Source organism: Streptomyces sp. LUP30 (assembly GCF_001746365.1).
Taxonomy (GTDB): domain Bacteria; phylum Actinomycetota; class Actinomycetes; order Streptomycetales; family Streptomycetaceae; genus Streptomyces.
This window is the reverse complement of record NZ_MJAJ01000103.1, coordinates 1-7,674: the sequence shown is the minus strand read 5'-3', so window position 1 is coordinate 7,674 and position 7,674 is coordinate 1. Positions and strand designations below refer to the sequence as shown.

General features: G+C 74.0%; 7 protein-coding genes and 1 pseudogene. All 8 read right to left on the bottom strand.

Going from position 1 to position 7,674, the window contains the following annotated elements:
• Window positions 1-190, bottom strand: a pseudogene (locus BG482_RS39640) (zinc ribbon domain-containing protein); the annotation flags it as partial.
• The gene (locus BG482_RS39635) at window positions 187-744 is read right to left on the bottom strand and encodes a phage tail protein (RefSeq protein ID WP_069774069.1); all 558 of its coding nucleotides are present in this window, start codon (window positions 742-744) and stop codon (window positions 187-189) included. The pseudogene BG482_RS39640 and the gene BG482_RS39635, both read right to left, overlap by 4 nt.
• Window positions 741-2,699, bottom strand: a complete 1,959-nt coding sequence (locus BG482_RS39630) for a putative baseplate assembly protein (protein ID WP_069774068.1) — start codon at window positions 2,697-2,699, stop codon at window positions 741-743. Before BG482_RS39630 ends, BG482_RS39635 begins: the two co-directional genes overlap by 4 nt.
• Complete coding sequence (locus tag BG482_RS39625) at window positions 2,699-3,142, bottom strand: GPW/gp25 family protein (protein WP_069774067.1); 444 nt, start codon at window positions 3,140-3,142, stop codon at window positions 2,699-2,701. The genes BG482_RS39630 and BG482_RS39625 overlap by 1 nt, the downstream gene beginning before the upstream one ends.
• A gap of 46 nt (window positions 3,143-3,188) precedes the next feature.
• Window positions 3,189-5,093 carry a VgrG-related protein gene (locus BG482_RS39620; RefSeq protein WP_069774066.1) on the bottom strand — a complete coding sequence of 635 codons (1,905 nt, stop codon included), beginning with the start codon at window positions 5,091-5,093 and terminating at the stop codon, window positions 3,189-3,191.
• Window positions 5,093-5,818 (bottom strand): LysM peptidoglycan-binding domain-containing protein, encoded by a 726-nt coding sequence (locus tag BG482_RS39615; RefSeq protein WP_069774065.1) that lies wholly within the window; start codon window positions 5,816-5,818, stop codon window positions 5,093-5,095. Before BG482_RS39615 ends, BG482_RS39620 begins: the two co-directional genes overlap by 1 nt.
• Before the next feature lie 27 nt (window positions 5,819-5,845).
• Window positions 5,846-6,271 carry a phage tail protein gene (locus tag BG482_RS39610; protein WP_069774064.1) on the bottom strand — a complete coding sequence of 142 codons (426 nt, stop codon included), beginning with the start codon at window positions 6,269-6,271 and terminating at the stop codon, window positions 5,846-5,848.
• 77 nt (window positions 6,272-6,348) lie between these two features.
• Window positions 6,349-6,987 carry a hypothetical protein gene (locus BG482_RS39605; RefSeq protein ID WP_069774070.1) on the bottom strand — a complete coding sequence of 213 codons (639 nt, stop codon included), beginning with the start codon at window positions 6,985-6,987 and terminating at the stop codon, window positions 6,349-6,351.
• Window positions 6,988-7,674 lie beyond the last annotated feature (687 nt).

The window sequence follows — 7,674 nt, the reverse complement described above, 5'->3', positions numbered from 1 at the left end:
CGGCTCCGGCGCCGGGCGTCGTGCCCGCGGCGGCGCCCGCGCCCGGGGCCGTGCCGCTCCCGGAGCCGGTTCCGGCGCCGGCGTGGGCCGGGGTCCGGTCGGTCCAGCCGAGCACGGCCCCGCACGCGTCGCAGAACGTCTGGCCGGGCTCGGCCCGCGTTCCGCACTCCGCGCAGTTCTGGGTGGTCATCTCTCCGGGGTCCTTTCGGCTGCGGTCACCTTGACCGAGTACGGCATGTGGGCGGGGCGGGCGGCGGCCACGAGGGCGTCCAGACGGTGCTCGTCCGCCTGGCCCGGGTCGGGCAGGCGGAGCGTGACGTGCAGGTGGGGACGACGGTCGCCGGGGAACGGGCCGAGCGGACGGGCGCTCCACGCGGACCCGCCGCTCTCCGAGATCTCCGGTTCCACGCCGAACGCCAGCCGGACGGCCTCCGACAGGCCGAGACGCGTGCCGCGCACCCGGTGCAGGTACGCCGCCGCCGCGACCGCGGCCCGCAGTCTGGCCTCCGGCTCCGTGCCGTCGGTCTCCGCGCCGACCCAGCCGGTCAGCCAGCGGGTGAAGTCGATCGGGGCGAGCGCCGGGTCGAAGTAGGCGGGGAGGCAGTCCAGCGCGTTGAGGATGGGGGCCATGACCTCGTCCAGGCCCTCGACGAAGCGCTGCGCGAGGTCGTCGTCCGCGAAGACCGCCGGCAGCATCGCGCCGATCGGGGTGGAGGAACGGAGTCCGTCGACCGAGCCCCTCACGCGCCGTCCCCGATCACGCGGACGCGGTGGTCGTAGGAGAACACGAGCGCCGGGGCGGCCAGGTCGATGCGGTCGGTCGCCTCGCCGCGCTTGCCCGTCAGGGGGTCGGCGGGGTGCAGGGTGACCTGGTCGACCAGTTCCACGCCCGGGACGCGCTGCAGCACCGCGAAGACCTCGCCGGACTGCACGGGGCGGCCGAACGGCCAGCCCTTGCCGTCCGCGCCGCCGGTCAGCGGATCGAGGTGACGGTAGAGCGCGTCGTGGGCCTGGCGGCGCACGCGGTCGGTGTCGACGCCCCGGAAGGCGTGCACCGTCGCCACCACCGTCACGCCCTGGTAGAAGGGCGGGCCGACCGCCAGCCGCGTGCCGATCAGGCGGCGTTCGTCGAGGTGGCGGGTGATACGGCCCAACAGGGAGTCGCCGGGCACCAGTTGCTCGAAGCGCAGCCGGCCGCCGGGATCGGGCACCGCCTGCGGGACGACCAGGACCCGCACCGCGTACGAGCCGTGGTCGTCGGGCTCGCCCTCCAGGCAGGTGATGCGTGCGGTCTCGGGGGCGGCGCGGCGGGCCAGCTCCTCGTAGTCGCGCAGGGTCACCGCCCGCTCCTGGGCGCGCAGGGTGATCGGCGCGCGGAGTTTCGCCTCCTCCACCGTCTCGCCGTCGACCCCGCCGCGCGCCGCCTCGCGGTTGACGACCTCCGACACGTACGGGACGGACGTGCGCAGCACCTGGACCGAGCCCCGGGCCACGTTGCCGGCCCGGCCGCCGCCGGTGCGGTAGCGGCGGGCGCGGATGACCGAGCCCTTGGGGGCGATCGCGCCGTACTGGCGCAGCCGGCCGTCGGGTTCGCGCACGGACGGACCGAAGGCGATCTCGCCGGTGGCCGCGTCGAGGGTGATGTGGCGGTCCTCGGGGCCGGAGGCGGCGAAGTGCGGAACGACCTGCCAGTCCGTCCAGCCCTCGTGCTCGGCGGTCTGCAGCAGCAGGGGCGGGTCGTCGCCGACCACCGGGGCGTGGGCGAGGGCGAGGCGCTGGCCGGGCAGCCCGGTGGACTCGCCGAGCGCCTCGTCCAGGACGGTCTCGGCGTGCACGGCCGGGGCGGTGCCGCCGATGGTGAAGACCTCGGCGGAGCGCACCGTCGGGGAAGTGGTGTAGAAGGGCTGGCCGGCGAGGGGCTCGGTGACACGGCAGCGCAGCCAGCCCGCCTCCTGGCCGCCGGAGCGGGACAGCACATGGCCGCCGGGGACGTGCAGGACGACCTCGCCGGGGCGGTTGAGGCCGCCGGTGCCGTCGCGGTCGACCTCGCACTCCTGCCAGCCGTCCTCGGTCCAGGCCTCCCAGAGCAGCGGGGGCTGGCGGGGGTCGACGCCGACGCCGTCGACCCGGCTGTCCAGCTCCAGGACCACCGCGCAGTGCGGGACGGCCGCGCTCAGCCCGAACAGCATGCAGTCGCCGGGGCGCGGCGCCTCGGCGAAGCACAGCAGGTCCTTGCCCTCGGCGAGGTCGGTGGTCCGGTCGCTGACCGGCTCGCCCTGGTGCTGCACGACGAGACGGCCCAACCGGCAGGGCACGACGACGAGTTCGCGTTCCGTGCCGAAGACGACCGCCTCCTCGCTCTCCGTGCGGACCGTCGCGACCTCCGTCCCCACCGGGAGGAGCACCGGCTCGTCCTGGGGCGCCGACAGCCAGAACGTCACGTCGGTGCGGGCGGCGGACGGCGGGAAGAGCCGGATGCCGACCAGGTCGAGGAAGGCGAGGTGGTTCTTCTCGGGGACGCGGTTGAGGCGGTAGACGATCTGGTCGGCCATGTGGGCGACCGTCTCGACGAGGGTCACGCCCGGGTCGGAGACGTTGTGGTCGGTCCACTCCGGCGCGCGCTGCTGGATGTAGCGCTTGGCGTCGTCGACGAACTGCTGGAAGCGGCGGTCGTCCAGGTTGGGGGAGGGCAGAGCCATCAGCGGTCGCTTTCGGAGGCCGTACCGGAGGAGCCGGGAAGGTCCGGCTCGTCGTGGGACGGAATGACGTAGAACGGGAAGACGAGACTGCGCGGGTTGTTGGTGCCGCGGATGGAGTAGCGGACGTCGATGAACAGCACGCCCTGTTCGGCGCCGGCGGTGACCTCGACGTCGTTGACCTCGATGCGCGGCTCCCAGCGGTCCAGGCTGGTGTACACCTCGTGCTGGATGCGCCCGGCCGTCGCCTCGTTGACCGGGGCGAAGACCAGGTCGTGGATGGCGCAGCCGTACTCCGGGCGCATGGGGCGCTCGCCCGGCGCGGTGGCGAGGATCAGCCGGATCGCCTCCTCGACCTCGCGCTCCCCGCTGACCAGGGCGATGCCCCCGGTGGGCCCGATGCGCAGGGGGAACGCCCAGCCGGACCCGACGAACTGTTCGGCCATCAGAGGGCCACCTGCCTTCTCCTTCTCCGGTACCGCTCGGCCGCCGTCACGGCAGCGGGTACGGCTTGCTGTTGACCATGACGACGCCCTGCAGCAGGAGCGTGGCGGCACGGATGCCCACGTTGGCGGTGGCGTTGACCTGGATGGTGCCGCCCGCGCTGACGGTCGCGGCGCCGCCCGCCTTCAGACTGAGCGCGCCCAACGCGTCCACCGAGACCACACCGGTCAGCGACTTGACGTTGACCATGCCGGTGCCGCGGATGTCGAGCATCCCGCCGCTCTTGAGGGTGAGCTTGCGGCCCGCGCTGAGGGTGAGGTCGGTGCCCGCCTCGATGGACACCGAGCGGGTGCCCTTGATGGTGACGGTGCCCTTGCTGTCCACGGTGATCTCGGTCTGAGCCCGGTCGAGGTTGACGACGAGCTTGTCGTCGCCGCTGGTCAGCCGCACGCCCTGCTTACCGCCGGTCCGCTGGCTCAGCAGGTCCAGCCGGTTGCCGTCACGGTCGGACAGGGTGTGCCGGGAGGCGCGCTGCCGGGCGCCGTCGTGCAGCGGCACGTCCTTGACGGGGGTGGGCTTGTCCCGGCCGTTGTAGAGGCCGCCGATGACGTACGGGTGGTCCAGCGCGCCCCGGTCGAAGGCGACCAGCACCTCGTCGCCGACGTCGAGCGGGAAGATCGAGCCGCCGCGCTTGCCGCCCCACTGCACCACCCTCGTCCAGTCGCTGACGTAGGCGTCGTCGAGCCAGGGGAACTGGAGCTTGACGCGGCCCTGCCGGAGCGGGTCCCCGACGTCGGTGACCAGCGCGTTGACGGTGCCGGGCAGGTTCAGTCCGTTCTGGGCGTTCCCGCCGCCGGAGGAGAGCCCGTACAGGGACCGCCACTGCCGTCCGCTGACGGTGACCCAGGCCTCGTAGTGCTTGCCGTCGCCGAAGACGTGCCGGACGGAGGTGGCGGTGTACTTGCCCTCGAAGGGATCGCCGACGTCCGCGAGGGTGACGGGCAGACCGGGCCGCAGCTTCGGGGTGCCGCGCGCGACGACCTCCAGTTCGGCGAAGGAACCGGTGACGTCGTCGGCGAGGGCGTCGGCGGCGAACTTCACCTCCGACTGCCGGTCGTACGGCGTCTGGGCGTCGACCAGCTTGGCCGGCCTGAACTTGGCGGCGGCCTCGCCGGGTGTGGTGCCGATGCTGATGCCCGGGTTGGTCTTCGCGGGCGCGGTGGCCGTGAGCTTCTTCTTCGTCGTCACGTCCCAGCCGCGCGCCTCGACGGTCCCCACCTGTTCGGCGGCGGTGACGGCGGCCCGCAGTCGCAGGATGTCGGTGCCGGCCTCCATGACGAAGGGGCTCTTGTCGCCCGGCGTGGAGGTCGGCGGTGCGCCGGACGCCGGGTCGGGGCTGACGAACTGGAACTTGCCCTTGGCGTCCACCGACATGACCATCTCGTTCTCGTCGGCCAGCCGGGCGAGGAAGTCCCAGTCGGTGACGTTGGCCTGGCTGATGAACTCGTAGACCGTCTTGGTGGACTGGATCTTCCCGACGGGGACGCCGTCCTGGGAGGCCAGCTTGCGGGCGATGTCCGAGGCGCTCTGGTTGCGGTAGGCGGCCACCCGGCGCTGGCGCATCAGCCGGTGCCCGAAGTCGTAGCCGCGGATGACGGTGAAGGTGCCGGTGCCGTCGTAGTCGGCCTCCAGGCCGCAGACCTCGCCGGTGAGCAGCGGGTCCGAGGCGCCCTTGCCGTCGGCGATCGGAGCGAGGACGACGGGCGTGCCGAACTTGACGTTCAGCTTGCCCAGGACCTGACGGCCGGGGTCGCGGAAGGTCAGCCGGAACGCGGCGGGCACGCCGAGCCCCTGGTCGACCCAGCCCTCGACGAGGAGCGGCGCGATGTCGACGGGGAGGGGGCTGCCGCCCAGGGTGACCTGGATGACGCTGGAGAACGCGGACTGGACCACTAGAAGCGCACCTCCTCGGCCGCGGGCAGCACGAGTTCGACGCCGGTCGGCAGGCGGGACGGGTCGTCGATGCCGTTCGCCTCCGCGATGGACCGCCACGCGGACGCGTCGCCGTATTCGCGCCAGGCCAGGGACTGCAGCGAGTCCCCGGCGACGACCCGGTGCACCCGCTGCGCGGTGAGCGCCCCCGAGGTCGGGTTCTGGCCCTTCGTCTTGCTGGGGATCTCGTTCAGGCGCACCTGGCAGGTGGCGCGGATCGGGACGCCTGTCGTGCCGAACAGCGAGTACGTGACGTCGATGCTGCTGACGTAGGCGGTGAAGCGGGCCGTGGAGAACGAACCCCACTGGAACACCACCCACGGCGGCGAGGGCTGCTTGGCGGCGATGCTCTTGGTGGTGACCTCGCAGCACTCCAGCAGCGACTCCACCTTCTTCAGCACGGTGTTGCTGCCGGGCTGGTCGGAGGTGTCGAGGAAGATCTCGACGGTCATCTCGCGCGGCTCGGGTCCCATGAACTCCGGCACGGAGCCGTCGCGGACCGCCGCGGTCGGGGTGACCTTCCACTGGGCCCGGCGGCCCAGTTGCAGCTGCGCCGGGTTGAAGTCGAACCCGAAGGACTTGATCAGTCCGCCGGGGGTGGTGCTGGTGCCGACCGGCGGTTCGTGGATCGCGAGGGTGGCACGGACCAGGCTCTTGCCGGCGCCGCCTTTGCTTCCCTTGGCCATGACGTCCTCGTCCTCTTGGGTGTTCTGCTAGTCGGTGAAGCCGTGATGGGTGATCTCCAGGACCTCCGTCGCCACGCCCGGGCTGTCCGGGTTCAGCGACGGCCCCTGCCAGCTGACCGGGAGCACGTCGATCAGGCCCCAGCGGGCGACCTCCGAACCGTCCGCGCGCAGCGCCGCGATCTGGGCGGTCGGACGGGTCACCCCGGTGGTGACCGAGGAGATCCACTTGGCGACCTTGGTGGTGTCGGGGGTGAGCGGGCGGGTCAGCCGGATCGTGGAGAACGTCACCCGTGAGGGCAGTTGCCAGACGAACCCGTTGTTCCCGCCCTCCTGCCGGTGCTCGATCTCCACCTGCGACGAGAGACCCTCGCACCCGTTGAAGAAGCCGAGGCTCTCGCCGTCGATGGTCAGGGTGAAGAAGACGGTGGAGCCCGGGTCGAGATCGGAGGGCATCGGGGCCTGGCCTTTCCGGGAGAGGGGACGGCTGGGGGGCTGGGCGGGCACGGAGGAGGAGCGGGGCGCGGAGGGATTCAGTGACGGGGGTCGCGGAGCCTGCCGATCCGCTCGCGGTCGAGCCGCAGTTCGGTGCGCAGCAGTCGGGTGATGCGGCCGGTCAGGCGGTGCGTCAGCTCGTCGAGCTGGAAGTCGGTGAGGGCCCGCGGATCGAACCCGGGCTGCGCCGGACCGGCCGCTCCCCGCTCCGTCCGGGAGGGCGGCTCGGCATCCGGTCGCGCCGGCCTCGCGGGCGCCGAGGCGCGCTTGGTCACGCCGGGCGACGGACGCGACGGCGCGGGCAGGGTCGGCGGGACGGCGCGCTGGACGACGGGGGCGGGAGCGGACGCCGGGACGGGCAACGGCGTGGGCAGGGAGAAGGGCAGAGGCAGGGGCAGGGGCAGGGACGTCGGGATCGGCGTCGGCGTCGGCGTCGGCGTCGGCGGGAGTGGTGCGGGAGCCGACGGGGTCGGCGACGCGGGCGACGCGAGGCGCTGTACGGCGGGGGGCACGGGGGCGACCGGGGCCGTGGACGCGGGTGCCGGGGAGGAGGGCGTCGGGGCAGGGGCGGGCGTGGGATACGGGTGGGCGACGGGGTGGCCCGAGGGGTTGCCGGGTGCGGTGCGGCGCAGCGGGACGGGGCCCGGCAGCGAGGCCGGGACCGTGCGGCGCTGCACGGGGAACGTGGACGCGGAGGCCGACGGGCGGACGGCCGAGGGCGTGGGGCGCACCGCGAGGGGGAGGGAACCGGCGGCGAGGGGCGGGGCAGCGGCCGACGGCGGCCCTCCGGGGTGCGGCTGCGGGAGGCTCGGGGCGCTGCCGCGAGCCGCGGGGTACGGGGCGGGGGCGGGAGCCGACGGCGTTGCGACGCGCGGGGGTTGCGGCACGAGGGGCGTCGCGGTGGCGCGCTGCACCACAGGCGGTACAGGAGGTACAGGCGGTACAGGCGGTACAGGAGGCAGGGGAGGCATGGGAGGCATGGGTCCGGGGCCGGCCGTCGTACGCGGGGCGGCCTGCGGGGCGACGCGGACGCCGCCCGGCGTTTCGAGCGGCCGGGCGTCGGCGGGGCGGGCGGAGAGCGGGGCGCCCAGCAACGGGCGAGCGGGCACGGGAGCGGCGGACCGCACGGCGGGCGTCGGCGGGGCAGTGCGCTGTACGGGGGCACCGAGAGGGGTGGACGAGCGCTGGATCGCCTCCGTCCCCGCACGCCGGACATCGAGGGCGGCGGGGGCGGCGGAGGGCGTGGCGACCGGGAGCGCCCCGGGCGCGGGGTTCGTGGCGGTGGGCGCCGTCGGACGGAGGGGCGCCGCGTTCGTCGGGGCGCCGAGGCCCGCCCGACGTCGGGGCCGGGCAGCGCCGGCCTG